The following is an 18,964-nucleotide window of genomic DNA, read 5'->3' on the forward strand; positions in this document are numbered from 1 at the left end:
ATTGAAAGATGGAAATCAAAACTTTAAATAATAAAAATGAAATGCCTGGATTAGGCTTAGGTGTTTTCCGAGTAGAAAACGATGACACAGCGAAAAATGCGGTGAAACATGCGATTGTCAGCGGTTATAGAAGTATCGATGCCGCATTGATTTACGGTAATGAAGAAATGGTCGGTCTGGGTATCAAAGAAGGTATCAAAGCAGCGGGAATTTCACGCGAAGATTTATTTATTACTTCTAAACTATGGTTGGATGACTTCGGCCGCGATAACGTTGCTGCTGGTTATCAAAAATCATTAGATAATCTTGGCTTAGATTATTTAGATCTTTACTTGATTCACTGGCCAGGTACAGATGAAACATTAATGGTAGAAACTTGGAAAGGCATGGAAGATTTATACAATGCGGGCAAAGTGAAAAATATCGGTGTTTCTAACTTTAATATTGAACACTTAGAAACTTTAAAAGCACAAACTGATATCAAACCTGTGATTAACCAAGTAGAATTCCACCCGTACTTAACTCAAGATGCATTGAGAGATTATTTAAGTGATGAAAATATTCAAATGGAATCTTGGTCTCCATTAATGAACGGCGACATCTTAAAAGATGAAACAGTGAATCGTATTGCGGATGAATTAGGCAAATCACCTGCACAAGTTGTGATTCGCTGGAACATTGAAAACAATGTCATCACTATTCCTAAATCTATTACACCTTCACGTATCGAAGAAAACTTTGATGTCTTCAACTTTGAGTTAACACCAGAACAAGTCAAAGCCATTTCATCATTAAATGAAAATAAACGTATCGGGCCAGATCCGGCAAGTTTCAACGGTTAATAGCATAGTTATTTATAGGGCAGTATCTCACAAAATGGGATACTGCTTTTTTTCGTTTTCATAAAATGTAGGGAATACCCTTAGGCTTATAGGTGAATCCCTAATATCTCTTTGACATTATGAAACGTACAATAAAAGTAAGATGAAAACAGTAACTTTAGAAGTTAACAGCCTAGTACGCAGAGTAATTGAGATGAGAGGATGTTAGACATGGCAAAATTTGGAATGAATTTTTTTAAGCCTACAGAAAAATTTAATGGTAATTGGTCTGTATTAGAAAACAAAAGCAGAGAATGGGAAAAAATGTATCGTGAACGTTGGAGCCACGACAAAGTAGTCAGAACAACACACGGGGTGAACTGTACAGGTTCTTGTTCAAGGAAAGTATTCGTTAAGAATGGCGTGATTACTTGGGAAAACCAACAAATCGACTATCCAAGCTGCGGCCCTGATATGCCAGAGTTTGAACCGCGCGGATGTCCTCGCGGTGCCTCATTCTCATGGTATGAATACAGCCCGCTGCGTGTCCGCTACCCATATATCAGAGGTAAATTATGGGAACTTTGGACAACGGCTTTAGAAGAAAACAACGGAAATATGATTGCGGCATGGGCTTCAATCGTTGAAGATGAAGAAAAAGCGAAGATTTATAAAAATGCCCGCGGTAAAGGCGGACATATACGTGTAGCTTGGAAAGATGTCTTGCAGCTGATTGCAGCACAATTGCTTTACACAATTAAGAAAGACGGTCCTGACCGTATTGCTGGTTTCACACCAATCCCGGCAATGTCGATGCTGAGCTATGCATCAGGTGCACGTTTTATCAACTTATTAGGCGGAGAAATGTTGAGTTTCTATGATTGGTATGCCGATTTACCGCCAGCATCACCGCAAATTTGGGGTGAACAAACAGACGTACCTGAATCAAGTGACTGGTATAACGCAAACTACATTATTATGTGGGGTTCTAACGTACCGTTAACACGTACACCAGATGCCCACTTTATGACTGAAGTACGTTATAAAGGTACAAAAGTAGTATCTGTTGCGCCAGACTATGCAGAAAACGTTAAATTCGCAGATAACTGGTTAGCACCGAACCCTGGTACTGACGCAGCAATCGCACAAGCGATGACACATGTTATTTTACAAAAATATTATGTGGATGAACCTTCTGAAATGTTTATCAACTATGCGAAACAATATACGGATATGGCGTTCTTGATTATGTTCGATGAACATGAGGGTGGATACAAAGCAGGCCGTTTCTTACGTGCCAGTGATTTAGGCATGGAATCTGAAAATAACGAATGGAAACCAGTAATTTTAGATAATGAAACACATGAAATTATCGTTCCGAACGGTACAATGGGTCAACGCTGGGAAGAAGGCAAACAATGGAACTTGAAACTCGAAAATGAAGACGGTTCTAAAATTGATCCGGCATTAACAGTTGCGGACAGTGATTATGAATTAGAACTTATGAAATTCCCTTATTTCGATAATGAGGGAAACGGTATCTTCGAACGTCCGATTGCATCACGAACAGTGACATTAGCTAACGGCAAAACAGTAAAAGTTGCGACTGTATATGACTTAATGACAAGCCAATACGGTATTCGCCGTTTCGGTCATGAATTAGAAGCAAAAGGTTTCGACGATGCTTCTACACACTACACACCAGCATGGCAAGAAGCAGTCGCAGGCATTAAACCGAAAGTAGTCACACAAGTTGCGACTGAATTTGCGCAAAATGCGATTAATACAGGCGGCCGTTCAATGATTATCATGGGTGCCGGTATCAACCACTGGTTCAACTCAGATACGATTTACCGTTCTATTTTGAACTTAGTAATGCTTTGCGGTTGTCAAGGTGTTAACGGCGGAGGCTGGGCACACTATGTAGGACAAGAAAAATGTCGTCCGATTGAAGGCTGGAGCACAATTGCCTTTGCGAAAGACTGGCAAGGTCCGCCGCGTCTTCAAAACGGTACAAGCTGGTTCTACTTCACAACTGACCAATGGAAATATGAAGAATCAGGCGTTGATAAATTAGCATCGCCGTTAGCTGAAAATCTGAAACATCAGCACCCGGCTGATTACAACGTAACTGCTGCACGCTTAGGCTGGCTGCCTTCGTATCCGCAATTCGATACAAACAGTTTGAAATTCGGCGAAGAAGCGAAAGAATCGGGAGAGTTTACGAACGAAGCTATTTTAAAACGAGCTGTAGATTCAGTGAAAAACCGCGAAACGAAATTTGCGATTGAAGATCCGGATTTACGCAAAAACCATCCGAAATCATTATTCATCTGGCGTTCGAACTTATTATCAAGTTCAGCAAAAGGTCAAGAATACTTCATGAAACATATGCTCGGTACAAGCTCAGGATTGCTTGCAGAAGCAAATGAAACAGACAAACCAGAAGAAATGATTTGGCGTGATGAAGTACAAGGTAAATTAGATTTGATTGTAGCTTTAGATTTCCGTATGACATCTACACCATTAAAAGCAGATATCGTTTTACCAGCAGCAACTTGGTATGAAAAACATGACTTATCTTCAACAGATATGCATCCATTCGTACACCCATTCAATCCGGCCATTGATCCGTTATGGGAATCACGTTCTGACTGGGATATCTTCAAATCACTCAGCAAATCAATTTCAGAATTAGCGAAAGTGCATATGCCGGGTACATTCAAAGATGTAGTGACATCACCATTAGCACATGACTCTAAACAAGAAATTGCGACACCTTACGGTAAAGTCAAAGACTGGACTAAAGGCGAAGTAGAAGCGATTCCTGGCAAAACAATGCCTGGCTTCTCAGTAGTAGATCGTGATTACACATTAATCTTTGATAAATATGTGTCTGTCGGACCTTTACTTGAAAACAGCAAGCTAGGCGCACACGGTGTCAGCTTCTCAGTGAAGAAACAATACGAAGAAACAAAAGATATCGTAGGTACATGGAATGACGATACAGTGAAAAACGGCTTGCCGCGTATTGATACAGCAAGACGTGCTGCAGATGTTGTGTTAAACATCTCTTCAGCAACAAACGGTGAATTATCACAAGCGTCTTATAAAGATTTAGAAGAGAAAACTGGTATGCCTTTAACAGATATTTCAAGCGACCGCAGTGCAGAAAAGATTACATTCTTAAATATCACATCACAACCGCGTGAAGTGATTCCGACTGCAGTGTTCTCAGGTTCAAACAAAGGCAATAAACGTTATTCTCCATTCACAACAAATATTGAAAGATTAGTACCGTTCAGAACATTAACTGGACGTCAAAGCTACTATTTAGATCATGAAATCTTCCAGCAATTCGGTGAAAGCTTGCCGGTATACAAACCGACATTGCCGACGATGGTATTCGGTACGAAAGACAAACAAATTATCGGGGGTCAAGATAACTTAGTCTTACGTTATTTAACACCGCATGGTAAATGGAATATCCACTCAACTTACCAAGATAACCAGCACATGCTGACACTATTCAGAGGCGGTCCGGTTGTTTGGCTTTCTAAAGAAGATGCAGAAGTACATGATATCAACGATAACGATTGGTTAGAAGTCTATAACCGAAACGGTGTTGTAACTGCAAGAGCAGTGACATCGCACAGAATGCCGAAAGGAACAATGTTTATGTATCATGCACAAGATAAACATATTCAAACACCGGGTTCTGAAATTACAGGTATGCGCGGCGGTTCGCACAACGCACCGACTCGTATCCACTTGAAACCGACACAACTGGTTGGGGGGTATGCCCAAATCAGTTACAGCTTCAACTATTATGGTCCGATTGGAAACCAAAGAGATGTTTATGTAGCAGTGAGAAAGATGAAGGAGGTAGATTGGCTTGAAGATTAAAGCACAAGTAGCCATGGTATTGAACTTAGACAAATGTATCGGGTGCCACACATGCAGTGTCACTTGTAAGAATACTTGGACCAACCGTCCAGGTGCAGAATACATTTGGTTTAATAACGTAGAAACGAAACCCGGTGTCGGTTATCCGAAACACTGGGAAGACCAAGAACATTATAAAGGTGGATGGACACTGAATAAGAAAGGCAAATTAGACCTTAAAGCGGGCAGCCGCTGGTCTAAGATTGCTTTCGGTAAAATCTTCTACAATCCGGACATGCCTGTCATCAAAGACTACTACGAGCCTTGGACATACAACTACGAACATCTGACAACTGCAAAAGCAGGCAAACATTCTCCAGTTGCGACTGCACACTCAGTGATTTCCGGCGACAAAATGGATTTGCACTGGGGACCGAACTGGGAAGATGATTTAGCCGGCGGACATGTTACAGGACCAGAAGATCCGAACATCCAACGTATCGAAGAGAAAATCCAATTCGACTTCGACCAAACATTCATGATGTATTTACCGCGTTTATGCGAACACTGCTTGAACCCAAGCTGTGTAGCATCATGTCCATCAGGTGCAATGTACAAACGTGATGAAGACGGTATCGTTTTAGTAGACCAAGAAGCATGCCGCGGATGGCGTTACTGTATGACAGGCTGTCCTTACAAAAAAGTTTACTTCAACTGGAAAACAAACAAAGCTGAAAAATGTACATTCTGTTTCCCTCGTGTTGAAGCAGGCTTGCCGACAGTATGTTCTGAAACTTGTACAGGCCGTATGCGTTACTTAGGTGTCATGTTATATGACGCTGACCGTGTACATGAAGTAGCATCGACAGAAAATGAACAAGATTTATATGAAAAACAATGTGAATTGTTCTTAAATCCATATGACGAAGAAGTAATTGAACAAGCGTTGAAAGACGGCGTTTCTATGGAATGGATCGAAGCGGCACAAAACTCACCGGTGTACAAATTAGCGATTGAATATAAATTAGCTTTCCCATTACACCCTGAATACCGTACTTTACCAATGGTTTGGTACTGCCCACCGTTAAGTCCGATCATGAACTACTTCGAAGGTAAAGATTCAATCAAGAACCCAGATGCAATCTTCCCGGCTATCGAAGAGATGCGTTTGCCGATTGAATACCTTGCAAGTCTATTGACTTCAGGAGATACAAAATCTGTGAAAGAAGCCTTGCAGCGTATGGCTATGATGAGAAGTTATATGCGTGCACAAGTTACAGGCAAAGACTTTGATTTAGATCGTTTAGACCGTCTTGGTTTAACAGAACGTCAAACGAAAGATATGTATCGTCTGCTTGCGATTGCAAAATACGAAGATCGTTTCGTGATTCCGACATCGCATAAAGAACAATATATGGACACTTATGCAGCACAAGGCAGCCAAGGCTATGAATTCAGTGATAATCTTTACGGCGGCGGAAGCGGTTGTGAAGGCTGCGGTTCACCAGTCGCAATGAAACCGGGACAAACTGGACAAGAAGCATATAATGAAAGCTTCTATGGAGGGATTTTCCGTGATTAACCTGAAAAACTTTTATCAATTTCAAGAGTCAATTGGTTATTTTGCGCAGCAATTAAACTTCCCTGAAAAGTTGACATTCCATCCTAAGACATTTGATGAAGTTTTCGACAGCCGCCATCCAGCTTATGCTGAGATGGTGGAATATCGAGAACGCATCCAAAGTTACCCGTTGACTGAGATCAAACAACTTTACACAGATACATTTGATTTTAATAAACAAGCACCGCTGTATATGACTTATAACAAATTCGATACGCAGAAAGAACGCGGACAAATGCTCGCAAAGCTGAAAGTCTTATACGAAATGTTCGGACTTCAAATGGTAGACAATGAACTCTCTGACTTCTTGCCTTTAATGCTGGAATTTTTATATGCGGCACAATGGCAGAATGATGAACGTGCAGAAGGCAATATTGAGTTTATTATCATGGTCATTGAAGACGGTACGTATGCGATGCTTAACCAATTAAGAGAAATGGATAGTCCATATGCACCTTTAATTCAAGCATTAAGAAAGACATTAAAATTATGTTTACAACCCAGCGAAGAGGTGACTGCGCATGCTTAATCAATTTTTATGGGTCATTTACCCTTATTTATGTATTGCGATCTTTGTGATCGGCCATATTGCACGTTTTCGTTATGACCAGTTTTCTTGGACCGCAAAATCGAGTGAATTTATTGAAAAGAAACGTTTGAAATGGGGCAGTTTATTGTTCCATTTAGGTATTATTCCTGTTGCTGCAGGGCACTTTGTAGGTTTGGTTATTCCGCCTTCATGGCTTGAAGCATTAGGTGTGACACATGAAACTTATCATTTCGGAGCTGTTTATATCGGCAGTATCTTTGGTATAATGACTTTGATTGGAATGATTTTGCTAACGTCACGCCGTGTATCGGTTAAAAACATCAGACATCTTAGTACGGCTTCAGATATGGTCGTCAACTTCTTCTTGCTAATGCTTGTGTTTATGGGATGTTATGCGACATTAGTCACAAATGCAACAACACCGGATTTTGATTACCGCGCAACGATTTCAGTATGGTTCAGACATTTATTTATGTTTAATCCGGACGCAAATTTAATGACAACCGTTCCATTTTCATTTAAGCTTCATGTATTCTTAGGTTTTGGTATTTTCGCATTATGGCCGTTTACAAGATTGGTTCATGTGTGGAGTGTACCGCTAAGCTATGCGAACCGAAGCTATATTATTTATCGTAAGCATAAAGCTAAGTCTTAGATTGGAGGAGACAACTTGAATAGTGTAATTGCGACAGAATATTTTAATTATCAAGCTGCTTTGAATGATATCAGAGAAGAAGGCCAGTTTGATTTTGCAGCGATTGCCTTGCCTGAAGACAGTTCTCATAGTGCTGTCATTAAGTGGAAGTATGCCTCAGGCAATATCAATAACCGCTATCAACTGATCGTATTACGCCCTGGTAAAGGATTAGCAGGTCTTGTTATCCGTACAGGTTCCAGAATGGTTATTTATGATGTAGATACTGCATTAAGTTCTAATGACAAGTTAGGCTATCCCATTGTACTCAGCGAAGCATTGACTTCGATGGTTGCGATTCCGTTATGGAATAATAATCGTGTCTATGGTGCGTTACTGCTCGGCCAAAGAAACGGCCGTCCATTGCCTGAAGGCAGTGAAGATTTCCGCATTAAAGACAAACTAGGGAGTTTTAGAGATGAGTTCAACGCATAATCAAGAGAAGTTGAAAGAATTATTAACGCAGTATTATTTGAACACTAATGAAAAGATGGTATTTTTAAATAAGAAAGGCCAAGTCATTGCTTTAAATGAAGCTGCTGAAGAAGTCTTTTCCGAAGACAATGATTACAGTCAAATGACGCATGCAATCTGCCGAAGATGCGAAGGTTATTCAAACGAGTTTGACTTAATGTCATGTGAAAACTGCTTCTTAGAAGCGTTGGAAGTCGGCAATGGCAGCTTCCAAGTCTTTATGCGCACCAAAGATGATAAGATTGAACCTTTCACAGCATCTTATGAAGTCATTGATAAAACCAAAGAGATTTATGCATTTACACTGCACAATGTCTCGCCGCAAATCGAACGCCAAGATAGACGCTATCAGCGTCTGATGATGCAAAAAACAATCTCAGCTCAAGAGAATGAGCGCAAGCGTATTTCTCGCGAGCTGCATGATGGTATTGTACAAGAATTGATTAACGTAGATGTGGAATTGCGTTTATTGAAGTACCAGCAAGACAAGGATGAATTGATTGATAACTCTAAACGTATTGAAGGATTGATGTCGCGTTTAATCGATGATGTACGCAACCTATCTGTAGAACTGCGTCCTTCATCACTCGATGATCTGGGATTGGATGCTGCGTTTCGCTCTTACTTCAAACAATTCGAAAAGAATTACGGAATGCATATTGTGTATCATACCGATTTCTCATCGCAGCGTTTTGACAGCGAAATCGAAACCGTCATCTACCGCGTTGTTCAAGAAGCTATGTTTAACGCATTAAAATATGCGCAAGTAGACACAGTTTATATCTCGCTTTATCAAGGCGAAGCATCGATAATAGCTGAAGTCAGTGATCAGGGAATTGGATTTAAATTAGGAGATAAGGCGAAGGGCACAGGACTCGGTCTGTTCGGTATGAATGAACGTGCTGAACTGGTCAATGGTTCTGTCAATATTGATTCGCAAGCAGGACGCGGAACAATTGTAACGTTAGAAGTTCCAATAACTGATAAACGATAGGAGACTTGATGTTGAAAATTGTTATTGCAGATGATTATGCCGTGGTAAGAACCGGCTTCTCTATGATTTTGAACTTTCAAGAGGATATGGAAGTCGTTGCTACCGCAGCTGAGGGTGTTGAAGCATACCAAGAAGTGATGCAGCACCGCCCTGACGTATTAATAATGGATTTAAGTATGCCGCCAGGAGAATCAGGGTTAATTGCAACGAGTAAAATCGTTGAAAGTTTTCCGGAAACTAAGATACTCATCTTAACGATGTATGATGATGATGAGTATCTCTTCCATGTTTTAAGAAACGGAGCAAAAGGTTATATTTTAAAAAATGCTCCGGATGAACAATTGATTTCGGCAGTACGCACCGTTTATCGCGGTGATACTTATATCGACCCTAAGATGACAACATCTTTGGTTAATGAATTTGTAAATAATTCTGATCAAGATGCCAAACGTTCGAATGATCCGTATAGAATTCTTTCTAAACGCGAACTTGAAATCTTGCCGCTGATTGCGAAGGGTTACGGAAATAAAGATATCGCTGAAAAATTATTTGTATCTGTTAAAACAGTAGAGGCGCATAAAACGCATATTATGCAATAGCTGGAATTAAAATCGAAACCGGAATTAGTAGAATATGCCCTTAAGAAAAAATTACTTGATTTCTAAATCAAGGCTTATTGAACTCATCGTGATGATGGGTTCTTTTTTTATGCAAAAATTGTGGCTGTATTGTGAAAAATATAGGTGGAAATGAATAGAAAAGCTGTGTTGTTTAAACGTAAACAAGGGATTAGGGAAATGCCGAGGGATTTAAGGGAATGCCCTTATGTTCAATAATTCACCTAAAGACTAAAATATAAAGTGTAAGCAGTATTCCCAGCTGATAAATAAAATAACTTCGACTCAAAAAATATATCAGTGGGGTACTGCTCTTCTTATTAATTGATATGAAAAATGTTAGGGTGAAAAAAATGAACAAATCAAAAGGTGGTTTACAATTAACTGTCCAAACCTTGAGTTTGGTTGCTGGTTTCATGGTTTGGAGTATTATCGCTCCATTAATGCCGTTAATTTCACAAGATATTAAAATTACCAGCGGACAAATTTCTATTGTACTCGCGATTCCAGTTATTTTAGGATCTGTACTGCGTATTCCATTCGGCTATTTGACGAATATCATCGGTGCCAAATGGGTCTTCTTCTCCAGCTTTATTATTTTGCTCGTTCCAATCTTTTTATTAAGCCAAGCGCAATCTGTAAATATGTTAATGATTGCTGGATTCTTCTTAGGTGTCGGGGGCGCTATTTTCTCAGTAGGTGTTACATCTATTCCTAAATATTTCCCTAAAGAAAAAGTCGGGTTAGCTAACGGTATTTATGGTATGGGTAACCTCGGTACTGCGGTATCTTCTTTCTTAGCACCGCCGATTGCAGGTATGATCGGTTGGCAATCTACAGTAAGACTTTACTTGATTGTAATGGCAGTATTTGCGATTTTAATGTTCTTCTTAGGTGATGCGAAAGAACCTAAAGTTAAAATTCCTCTAATCGCACAAACAAAAGATTTAATGAAAGGCTTGCGTTTATACTACTTAAGCTTATGGTATTTCATCACATTCGGTTCATTCGTCGCATTCGGTATCTTCTTACCGAAATATTTAGTGGACCACTTCGAACTTACATCTGTCGATGCGGGTATCAGAGCAGGGGTCTTCATCGCAATTGCGACGACGCTTAGACCTTTAGGCGGTATTATCGGAGACAAAATCGATGCTGTCAAAGCATTGAAAATCGACTTCATTATTATGATTATCGGCGCTGCGATTTTAGGCTTTGCGGATGATATATTTTTCTTCACAGTCGGTTGTTTGATGATCAGTGCATGTGCGGGTATCGGTAACGGATTAGTCTTTAAATTAGTACCGCATTATTTCCAAAAAGAAGCAGGTGTCGCAAACGGTATTGTGTCTATGATGGGCGGACTTGGAGGTTTCTTCCCGCCATTAGTTATTACTTATGTGACAAGCTTAACAGGTACGAGTCACTTAGCATTTATCTTCCTAGCATTGTTTGGAGTCATTGCGTTAATTACAATGTGGCATTTAAGCAAAAGAAATCGTGCCTTAGTTTAACCCCATAATGGATGAATGAAAATGTAAATATTGAAGACAGCAGCACAATGGATGCAAGATGAGGCATCTGTTGTGCTTTTTCATTCAGTAAATGCAATGAAAAAAGGACTAGTCAATGCGCTAGTCCTAATCTTATTTAATAATGTATGGTTTTGTTTTAGCCGGGAGATTGCGGTCACGGTTGATTTTGCGTGTGGTCATGATCAATGCTGCAAATGCAATACTGACACTTAACATGGAAGAACCGCCGTAGCTTAATAGCGGCAATGTTACACCTGTTAATGGAATGACTCCAGAAACACCGCCGATATTGACGAAAGCTTGAATAAAGATATAGCTGCCGATACCAATACAAATCGATTTGTAGAAGTGGTTCTTCGTGCGGTTCGCATAGATTAAACACTTGGCTACGATAAAGCCGTAGAGTGCTAAAACAAAGAACACACCAATCAATCCCAATTCTTCGGATAAGACTGTAAAGATAAAGTCAGTATGAGGCTCTGGCAAATAACCGAGTTTTGAAATACCATTGCCGAGACCTTTGCCTAAGAATTTGCCGTTGCCGATAGATATTAAGGCATTGGTTAATTGATAGCCTTCACTGTTTTCATACTTGAATGGATTCAAGAAGACGTTAATCCGATTTAAGCGGTAAATGTTTTTCGCATCAAACAATAATGTGTAACTCAAATACATAACAATAGGTATCATCGCAATGCCGAGAATTTGAAGCTTTACTTTATTTTTGATATCAGAGTAAAGCAGTATACAAGCGATAATCGCGACAGTCAGCATCGTACCGCCTAAGTCGCCTTGAAGCAAGACGAGAACTAACCCGAAGCCCAGCAGCAGCAAGGGCGGAATCAAATGCTTAACTTTATAATCCCATCGTGAATTTAAGCGTCTGTCTATAATGTATGAGAAATAAAAGATTGAAGCGAGTTTTAAAAACTCTGAGGATTGAAGGCTGAAGAATCCTAAGCTGAGCCAGTTTTTCGAACCGTTGATTTCTTTACCGATTAATAAAGTTAAAGCGAGTAAGAAGAAGGTACCGAATAATAATACGATTTGAACATTGGATGATTTGAAAAAATCAATTCTGACAAACTGTGCAAAAAAGATGATAATCAAACCGATGAAAAAGTAGATGGCTTGGCGCTTCATAAAATGGTCGCTTGAAACAGGGAGACCGCCGGTCAAAGAGCCTTTTGAAGCAGGCACCATACTTGCACTGTAAACCATGACAATTCCTATTAAGCCGAGCAGGATAAAGGTCACAATCAAACTCAGGTCTACGCCTTTCATAGCAATCCGTGTGGATATGAGAAATTTCTTCACGTTAAGTCACCTCTATGTATATCTGTTTTGTACAAACGTGCAAAATATAAGCATTAAATATCTATTATATAGATTTTGTTAACAAGTATCCACTTTAAACAGGTGGAAATTTAATGAAATATGAAAAACATCAGCCATAAAAAAGAAGCCTTGAGCATAGCCAAGACTTCTAATTTCAAAACTTATCTTCTAACAAGCTTTATTTACTATTTTACGGTATCATAATAACGAATATTGTCTGAAACTTCTTTAAGGTAGAAATTACCTTTAGGTTCAACTTCTAATTCGCGATCATGATCAAATTCTAAATTGTCGAAGCGTTTGAAGAAAGTTTCATATTCTTCAACAGAAAGTGCTTTGCGGTTTTTCAGCATGGCTTGATGTGCTTCTACATCTAACGCATCTTTGAATCCATCTGAAAGTGTAGCAGTATAGAATTCGCCGACTGAACCTGAACCGTAACTGAACAATCCGATGTGATCGCCTGCGTTAAGGTCATGGTTTTCAAGAAGTGAAATCAAGCTGAGATATAATGAGCCTGTATAAATGTTGCCGACATAACGATTGTAATCGGTTGCAGATTTATAGCTGTCATTTAGTCTTGCTTGTGTATCTTCTGACGCTGTATCTGTTAGAATAGAATCAAGTGCTTTTTGACCCATCTTTGTGAAGGGAACATGGAAGCATAGCGCAGCAAAGTCAGACAATGATTTATGATAACGTTTCGCGTATTCGTTCCAGCTTTCTTGGAAAGAGTGGATATAAGCATCTTTAGATAATTTACCGTCAACAAGCGGGTAAATTTCACCAGATGGTCGCCAGAAATCGTAAACGTCTTCTGTAAATGCAACTGAATCATCATGTAATTCGGCGATGCGCGGGTTGTGGCTGATTACCATAGCGACTGCACCAGCACCTTGTGTCGGTTCACCGCCGCTGTTCAGTCCGTAACGCGCTGTATCACTTGCGATGACTAATACTTTTTCATTAGGACGTGGTACTAAATAATCTTTTGCCATTTGAATCGCTGGTGTCGCAGCATAACATGCTTCTTTCATCTCGAGACAACGTGCAAAAGGTTGAATTCCCAACAGATGATGAATTTGTACAGCAGAGGCTTTTGCGGAATCAATTGCAGATTCTGTCGCAACGATCACCATCGTAATATTTTTCTTGTCTTGTTCTGTTATGATAGGTTGAGCAGCGTTAGCACCCATAGACACAATGTCTTGACTGACCGGGCTTACAGCCATTTCAGTCTGGCCGATTCCAATCAGAAACTTGTTTGGGTCTACGTCGCGTGCTTTTGCTAATTCAGCCATATCTACGTAGAAGTTCGGAATATAAAAATTAAGTTGGTCGATACCAATTGTCATAAATAACCAACATCCTTTCTTGATATGTTAAATCACTTTAAATCATATCAAAAGAGAGTACAAAAATACAATTTTAAATTAGTAGCTAGTGATAAAAAAGGAGACTAAATTATGAGCAAAATCGCAATTGTAAGTGCAAAACGTACACCAGTAGGTAAATTCAGAGGGAAATTAAGAGATTATTCTGCAGTACAACTTGGCACCATCGCTCTAGAGGCAGCCATCGATGCTATCCAACTGCCGAAAGATCAAATTGAAAATGTTATTTTCGGTAATGTCTTGCAAGCAGGCAATGGCCAAAACCCTGCACGTCAGATTTTAGTGAATGCAGGTCTGCCTACAACCACTCCTGGAATGACTATTAATGAAGTATGCGGATCTGGTTTGAAAGCTGTAATTCTAGGCAAACAACTGATTCAATTAGGGGAAGCAAAAGTTGTTGCTGTCGGCGGTGTTGAAAGTATGACCAATGCACCGAAACTTGTTTTGCCGGGCCAAGAAAAACCTGTGCCGAGTTTCATGCATGACGGTTTAACAGATGCATTTGAAAATGTACCGATGGGTATTACAGCTGAACGTATTGCTGATCAATATAAAGTGACTCGCGAACAACAAGATGAATTTGCAGTCAAATCACATAAAAAAGCATTTGAAGCATCAGAAGCAGGCAAATATGACCAAGAAATGATTCCGTTAAAAGATGCTGATGGGGAAGAAATGACAACGGATGAAGGTATCCGCGGCAACAGCAATGTGGAAAAACTTGCGACATTGGATACAATCTTCAAAGAAGACGGTACAGTAACAGCAGGCAACGCTTCAAGTATCAATGACGGTGCTTCAGCACTGATTTTAATGGATGCGGACTATGCACGTGAAAACGGCTATGAAATTATGGGTATTTTAGGCGACTATGCAGAAGTAGGCTGTGATCCTGAAATTATGGGTATTGCACCATTCTACGCAGTATCTAAATTGCTTGAGAAAACAGGTCAAACGATTAATGATATCGACTTAGTAGAAATGACTGAAGCTTTCGCAGTACAAAGTATTGCAGTTCAAGATAATCTGCATATTCCGGATGAGAAATTGAATATTTACGGCGGTGCGGTCGCAATCGGACATCCGATTGGTGCTTCAGGTGCGCGTCTGGTAACTTCGCTTGTGCATGAATTGCATCAAGAAAACAAAAAGAACGGTATCGCAACAGCGTGTATCGGCGGCGGCTTAGGTTTAGCATTAGAAGTTGAAAAAGGAGAGTAGTCAGAATGAAAGCATTGGGAAAAGATTTTCGACATTTATCACGTCAAGATAAATTACAACGCTTAGAAGACAACGGCTGGATTTCATCAGAAAGTCATCAAGAATTATTAGACTTGCCGCTGCTTTCAGAAGAAGTTGCGGACAGCTTAATTGAAAATGTAATCACACAAGGCGCATTGCCTGTAGGCTTATTGCCAGAAATCATTGTAGAAGGCAAACACTATGCGGTGCCGATGATGGTAGAAGAACCTTCTGTTGTCGCTGCTGCTAGTTATGGTTCTAAACTTGTGAATAAAACAGGCGGATTCAAAGTCGAATCCAGCGAACGCTTAATGATAGGGCAAATCGTCTTTATGGACGTTAAAGACCCGAAAGCATTAGCTGAGCAATTATTAGATAAAGAGGATCAAATCCATCAAATCGCTGATACAGCGTATCCATCTATTCTTAAACGCGGCGGCGGTTACCGTAAAATCGATGTCGACACATTTGAGAATGAACAGCTTGTTTCATTGAAGGTTTATGTAGATACGAAAGATGCGATGGGTGCGAACATGATGAATACCATCTTAGAAGGCATTTCAGGCTTCTTGAAGGGCGAATGGCCTGAGATTAATGTATTAATGAGCATTTTGTCTAATCACGCTACAGCGTCGGTTGTGCGTGTCTCAGGAGAAATCGATATTGAGGATTTAGCACGCGGAGAAATGAGCGGTGCTGAAATTGCAAGACGCTTAGAAGCGGCTTCTGTATTAGCTTATGTAGATCCATATCGAGCAGTTACACACAATAAAGGTGTAATGAACGGTATTCATGCTGTCGTGCTTGCGACAGGCAATGATACACGCAGTGCAGAAGCGAGTGCACATGCTTATGCATGCAAAGAAGGGCAATACCGCAGTATGACTAAATGGGAATATCTTGAAGACAAAGGCCGTTTGAAAGGCACAATTGAGATTCCTATGACATTAGCAACGGTCGGCGGCGGTACGAAAGTCGTTCCGATTGCACGTCTTTCTCAAGAAATCTTACATGTAGATTCAGCACAAGAATTAGGCGAAGTCGCAGCGGCTGTAGGCCTTGCGCAAAACTTCTCTGCATGCCGCGCATTAGTATCTGAAGGCATTCAAGAAGGCCATATGAGTCTGCAATATAAATCACTTGCGATTGTCGCAGGTGCCAAAGGTGCAGAAATCGAACAAGTTGCGGATGCTTTAAAACAAGCAGAAACAGCAAATATGGCTAAAGCAGAAGCGCTATTAAAAGAATTAAGAGGATAATTATAAAGTCAGAAATATAATATAAAGCTGTAACCATAATAAAAGCAGCGCATCTTGTTAAACAGGATGCGCTGCTTTTACTTGCAACGTAAATCTATTAGTCGATTGAAATGTTTGAACCTGCGATGTCTTGTTCATCTTTTTTCGGCAATGTCACAGTAAGGACACCGTCTTTGTAAGATGCTGTGATACCGTCGCTTTCAATGTTGCTGAAAGAGAATTCACGGCTGACACTGTTTTCGCTGCGTTCTCTTTGGATTACGCGGCCTTCTTCATTTTCAGTGCGGCTTTCAATTGAACGTTTTGCACTGATTTTAAGTGTGCCTTCGTTGTAAGATAAGTTAATGTCCTTTTTATCAAATCCAGGTAAATCTGCTTTTACAATATATTGGTTATCTTTTTCTCTAATATCTGTTTTAACAGGATTGACCGTTGGAATTTGATCTATAAATTGGCGTCCGAATTCTTTAAAAATGTCAGTTGGTTTGCTTTCGAAAGGCATCTAAAATCTCTCCTTTTTCATTTAATAAAATCCCGCTTTCTTGTTCATTACCCTTGATTTTCAGGGATAATCCCAGTGAATCTTATGCGAGTTTCTATGATTCATTATACCAAATAGGAGAGGTGATAGATAATTAGAGGCTTTTCGTGTTATTCTTCAGTAAAGTTGTTAACGATAAATTTCGTAAGGACAGATTTAATTGTTTTAGCATCTTCCCATGAGATGTCTAAATCATTGAAAACTTCCATTGAAATCTTAGCAATTTCGTGTCTTGTTTTAACCCCTTGCTCTGTTAAAGAGACTAAAAGATTACGTTCATCTGTAGGCTTTCTTAGTCTTTTAACAAGGCCTTTAGCTTCAAGCTTTTTGATCATAGGTGTCAAAGTTCCCGAATCTAAATAAACACGCTGACCTAATGATTTGATATTAATAGATTCATCATCTTCTAACGCTAAAATGACAATATAAGCGGTATAGGTCAAACCGTACTTCTTTAGATGAGGTGTATAGCGTTTGATGATCTCTTTAGATGACACATAGAATAAAAAACATAATTGTTTTTCCAGAAAGTTGTTAGACTCATGCAATTAAATCACTCCTTATTTAAACCAACGATATTATGAACGCTATCACTTGTCAAGAAGTAATTTCATCCATATAATTTACTGTGTTTAAGAATGATGATTCAAATGAGCGAAATAACATATCTTTTGCAGACAAACATATATAAAGGAGATAGTTGAAAAGATGGAAAAACAATTATTTGATGATGTACTCAAAGCACGCAAATCGGTGAAAGTATACGACAAGGATGTCAAAATTTCACATGAAGAAATGGATGAAATGCTGGAGAAAGCAGCTTTAGCACCTTCATCTATCAATATGCAGCCGTGGAGAGTAGTGGTTGTTGAGAGCGAAGCAGGCAAAGAAAAGCTGCGTCCTATTATACAATTCAATACAAGACAAAATGATACTTCTGCCGCTATGGTTGTTATCTTCGGCGACCTTAAAAACTATGAATACGGCGAACAGATTTATCAAGGCAATGTAGATAAAGGCTATATGCCGAAAGAAACAAAAGAAGATTTATTATCGAAGTTCATTCCGTTTTATAAAGGTTTATCATTACCGCAAATGACATCAATCGTTAATATCGACTGCAGTTTGTTTGCGATGCAGTTTATGTTAGTAGCAAAAGCACATGGTTATGATACGAACCCTATCGGCGGTTTTGATAAAGAAAATATTGCGGAAGTATTAGGACTTGATTCTAACCGCTATTTACCGATTATGATTGTAGCAGTAGGTAAAGCAGACCAAGAAGCCCACCATACGTATCGTTTAGACCCTGATGCGTTCAGACGTTATTTCTAAGCGTATTATCGACAATTTTGTTACAATAATGGGAAATGTGTAACATTATTGAGCAATTTCATTCATACTTATACAGATAGAGATGTTTAAATGGTATGATTTTTAGGGCTAAAGGAGTCTAAAGATGAAGAAAAAAGTGTTTCATATTATCTTAATAATTATTGGTTCATTAATTGTCGCAACGGTTTTTTTCTTTGGTTTGAAAATGTATCAAGGAAAACAAAACTTGAAATTGGTTGATCAGTATATTGCGGAACATCATCTGCAAGACAAAATCAAATCTGAAGAAAAGAAATTTAATGCGAAAGACGGCGTTTACTATAAAGAAGTAGTGTTCAAAGATGAACCTGAATTGACGTATGTCATTCAGCCGATGGCTACTTCAAAAGGATTATTTGCACAAGCATTTGATACGCAAACAAGAAAACACATCAAAAAAGCCAAACATAATTTCTTTGATGACAATTATAAGCTTAAATAACCGAGCAAGTATGTTAGAATAAAAATGATTAAGACATTAAACACCATGTATTGTGTTTAGTGTCTTATTTGCGTTAAATTAAGATTGAATTCAAAAATTCGTGATAACAGTATGAAAAATGTATCACGACTTATTAATGTTTGATTAAGATTATCGAAATGGGATATAACACCTTTAGTA

Annotated in this window: 16 protein-coding genes and 1 pseudogene; 13 read left to right on the forward strand and 4 right to left on the reverse strand. The window is 39.2% G+C overall.

Translation table 11 applies throughout. The annotated features are described in order from the left end of the window. Nucleotides 1-8: 8 nt before the first annotated feature. The 9 genes and pseudogenes from MUA90_RS03070 (at nt 9) to MUA90_RS03110 (ending at nt 11,170) form a co-directional block, all read left to right on the forward strand. Nucleotides 9-842: an aldo/keto reductase gene (locus tag MUA90_RS03070; protein ID WP_262588279.1), complete on the forward strand. Its 834-nt coding sequence runs from the start codon at nt 9-11 to the stop codon at nt 840-842. Nucleotides 843-1,052: 210 nt separating this feature from the next. Continuing rightward, on the forward strand, nt 1,053-4,727 hold the full coding sequence (locus MUA90_RS03075) for a nitrate reductase subunit alpha (RefSeq protein WP_262588281.1): 3,675 nt from the start codon (nt 1,053-1,055) through the stop codon (nt 4,725-4,727). Beyond that, complete coding sequence (gene narH / locus MUA90_RS03080; RefSeq protein WP_262588284.1) at nt 4,717-6,288, forward strand: nitrate reductase subunit beta; 1,572 nt, start codon at nt 4,717-4,719, stop codon at nt 6,286-6,288. Before MUA90_RS03075 ends, narH begins: the two co-directional genes overlap by 11 nt. Then, complete coding sequence (gene narJ, locus MUA90_RS03085; RefSeq protein WP_114602738.1) at nt 6,281-6,856, forward strand: nitrate reductase molybdenum cofactor assembly chaperone; 576 nt, start codon at nt 6,281-6,283, stop codon at nt 6,854-6,856. The genes narH and narJ overlap by 8 nt, the downstream gene beginning before the upstream one ends. Further along, nucleotides 6,849-7,532 carry a respiratory nitrate reductase subunit gamma gene (gene narI / locus MUA90_RS03090; RefSeq protein ID WP_262588285.1) on the forward strand — a complete coding sequence of 228 codons (684 nt, stop codon included), beginning with the start codon at nt 6,849-6,851 and terminating at the stop codon, nt 7,530-7,532. The genes narJ and narI overlap by 8 nt, the downstream gene beginning before the upstream one ends. 15 nt (nt 7,533-7,547) lie before the next feature. Beyond that, a complete protein-coding gene (gene nreA, locus MUA90_RS03095; protein ID WP_262588287.1) occupies nt 7,548-8,006 on the forward strand; it encodes a nitrate respiration regulation accessory nitrate sensor NreA in 459 nt (152 codons plus the stop codon). After that, entirely contained in the window at nt 7,990-9,039 is a 1,050-nt protein-coding gene (nreB, locus tag MUA90_RS03100) for a nitrate respiration regulation sensor histidine kinase NreB (RefSeq protein WP_262588289.1), read from the forward strand. The genes nreA and nreB overlap by 17 nt, the downstream gene beginning before the upstream one ends. A gap of 11 nt (nt 9,040-9,050) precedes the next feature. Beyond that, nucleotides 9,051-9,704, forward strand: a pseudogene (gene nreC, locus MUA90_RS03105) (nitrate respiration regulation response regulator NreC). Nucleotides 9,705-10,009: 305 nt separating this feature from the next. Then, nucleotides 10,010-11,170 carry a nitrate/nitrite transporter gene (locus tag MUA90_RS03110; protein ID WP_262588290.1) on the forward strand — a complete coding sequence of 387 codons (1,161 nt, stop codon included), beginning with the start codon at nt 10,010-10,012 and terminating at the stop codon, nt 11,168-11,170. A 132-nt stretch (nt 11,171-11,302) separates the two neighbouring features. Here MUA90_RS03110 and MUA90_RS03115 read toward each other — a convergent pair whose 3' ends face one another. Together MUA90_RS03115 and MUA90_RS03120 are read right to left on the reverse strand one after the other, a co-directional pair. Continuing rightward, nucleotides 11,303-12,508 (reverse strand): FtsW/RodA/SpoVE family cell cycle protein, encoded by a 1,206-nt coding sequence (locus tag MUA90_RS03115; protein ID WP_262588291.1) that lies wholly within the window; start codon nt 12,506-12,508, stop codon nt 11,303-11,305. 206 nt (nt 12,509-12,714) lie between these two features. Next, nucleotides 12,715-13,884, reverse strand: a complete 1,170-nt coding sequence (locus MUA90_RS03120; protein WP_262588293.1) for a hydroxymethylglutaryl-CoA synthase — start codon at nt 13,882-13,884, stop codon at nt 12,715-12,717. Between the two features lie 111 nt (nt 13,885-13,995). Between MUA90_RS03120 and MUA90_RS03125 the strand changes: the two genes are divergently transcribed. After that, nucleotides 13,996-15,147, forward strand: coding sequence for a thiolase family protein (locus MUA90_RS03125; RefSeq protein ID WP_114602744.1), 1,152 nt, complete (start codon nt 13,996-13,998; stop codon nt 15,145-15,147). 5 nt (nt 15,148-15,152) lie between these two features. Continuing rightward, nucleotides 15,153-16,427, forward strand: a complete 1,275-nt coding sequence (locus MUA90_RS03130; RefSeq protein WP_262588295.1) for a hydroxymethylglutaryl-CoA reductase, degradative — start codon at nt 15,153-15,155, stop codon at nt 16,425-16,427. A 97-nt stretch (nt 16,428-16,524) separates the two neighbouring features. Here MUA90_RS03130 and MUA90_RS03135 read toward each other — a convergent pair whose 3' ends face one another. Together MUA90_RS03135 and MUA90_RS03140 are read right to left on the reverse strand one after the other, a co-directional pair. Further along, a complete protein-coding gene (locus tag MUA90_RS03135) occupies nt 16,525-16,929 on the reverse strand; it encodes an Hsp20/alpha crystallin family protein (RefSeq protein WP_114602746.1) in 405 nt (134 codons plus the stop codon). Nucleotides 16,930-17,078: 149 nt separating this feature from the next. Beyond that, entirely contained in the window at nt 17,079-17,516 is a 438-nt protein-coding gene (locus MUA90_RS03140) for a MarR family winged helix-turn-helix transcriptional regulator (RefSeq protein ID WP_114602747.1), read from the reverse strand. A gap of 160 nt (nt 17,517-17,676) precedes the next feature. On the opposite strand from MUA90_RS03140, the gene MUA90_RS03145 reads away from it, so the two are divergent. Next, nucleotides 17,677-18,303 carry a nitroreductase family protein gene (locus MUA90_RS03145; RefSeq protein ID WP_262588297.1) on the forward strand — a complete coding sequence of 209 codons (627 nt, stop codon included), beginning with the start codon at nt 17,677-17,679 and terminating at the stop codon, nt 18,301-18,303. 124 nt (nt 18,304-18,427) lie between these two features. After that, nucleotides 18,428-18,784 carry a DUF3139 domain-containing protein gene (locus MUA90_RS03150; RefSeq protein WP_105993178.1) on the forward strand — a complete coding sequence of 119 codons (357 nt, stop codon included), beginning with the start codon at nt 18,428-18,430 and terminating at the stop codon, nt 18,782-18,784. The last annotated feature ends 180 nt before the right edge of the window (nt 18,785-18,964 follow it).

Source organism: Staphylococcus sp. IVB6181, from assembly GCF_025561445.1.
Lineage (GTDB): Bacteria > Bacillota > Bacilli > Staphylococcales > Staphylococcaceae > Staphylococcus > Staphylococcus simulans_B.

Coding starts and splice junctions, on each gene's coding strand:
- MUA90_RS03070 (WP_262588279.1), top strand. CDS start 9: ATGGAAATCAAAACTTTAAATAATAAAAATGAAATGCCTGGATTAGGC.
- MUA90_RS03075 (WP_262588281.1), top strand. CDS start 1,053: ATGGCAAAATTTGGAATGAATTTTTTTAAGCCTACAGAAAAATTTAAT.
- narI (WP_262588285.1), top strand. CDS start 6,849: ATGCTTAATCAATTTTTATGGGTCATTTACCCTTATTTATGTATTGCG.
- nreB (WP_262588289.1), top strand. CDS start 7,990: ATGAGTTCAACGCATAATCAAGAGAAGTTGAAAGAATTATTAACGCAG.
- MUA90_RS03110 (WP_262588290.1), top strand. CDS start 10,010: ATGAACAAATCAAAAGGTGGTTTACAATTAACTGTCCAAACCTTGAGT.
- MUA90_RS03120 (WP_262588293.1), bottom strand. CDS start 13,884: ATGACAATTGGTATCGACCAACTTAATTTTTATATTCCGAACTTCTAC.
- MUA90_RS03125 (WP_114602744.1), top strand. CDS start 13,996: ATGAGCAAAATCGCAATTGTAAGTGCAAAACGTACACCAGTAGGTAAA.
- MUA90_RS03130 (WP_262588295.1), top strand. CDS start 15,153: ATGAAAGCATTGGGAAAAGATTTTCGACATTTATCACGTCAAGATAAA.
- MUA90_RS03135 (WP_114602746.1), bottom strand. CDS start 16,929: ATGCCTTTCGAAAGCAAACCAACTGACATTTTTAAAGAATTCGGACGC.
- MUA90_RS03145 (WP_262588297.1), top strand. CDS start 17,677: ATGGAAAAACAATTATTTGATGATGTACTCAAAGCACGCAAATCGGTG.
- MUA90_RS03150 (WP_105993178.1), top strand. CDS start 18,428: ATGAAGAAAAAAGTGTTTCATATTATCTTAATAATTATTGGTTCATTA.